Source organism: Martinezella calliandrae (assembly GCF_030272695.1).
GTDB lineage: Bacteria > Pseudomonadota > Alphaproteobacteria > Rhizobiales > Rhizobiaceae > Rhizobium > Rhizobium calliandrae.
In genome coordinates, this window is record NZ_JARFYN010000208.1 from 1 (window position 1) to 469 (window position 469).

General features: G+C 57.6%; 1 protein-coding gene. It reads left to right on the forward strand.

What is annotated here, in order from left to right:
* On the forward strand, positions 1–469 hold a 469-nt coding region (locus tag PY650_RS36770; RefSeq protein ID WP_285885026.1), incomplete at both ends, for an alpha/beta hydrolase.

A 469-nucleotide genomic window follows, 5' to 3' on the forward strand; every position in this document is an offset into this window, starting at 1 on the left:
CGGCACGGCGATCTCCCTCAATAGTGTCGAGGTGTCTATACCTCCCGACCGCAACCGCAAGATTGGCGAGGTACAATGGCCGTCCCGCATGCCGCCCAATCCGGAAAAGGAGTTCGCTGTCACGGAGGTCGCGAAAATCGCCTCCGAACGTCAGGCCTTCGACTGGTTTCGAAAGAATAGAAACTCCAAGCGTCAGGTCCTGATCTTCGTGCATGGCTTCAATAACACCTATGCAGACGCTGTCTTCCGCTTCGCGCAGATCGTTCACGACTCGGGAACCGATGCGGCGCCGATTCTGTTCACCTGGCCGTCCAGGGGCCGCGTGTTCGATTATCTCTACGACAAGGAGAGCGCCAATTATTCGCGCCGTGCGCTCGAAGATCTGATCCTTCAGGCCGCGAAAAGTCCCGATGTCGATGATGTCACGATCCTTGCTCACTCCATGGGAAGCTGGCTTGCGGCTGAGGCT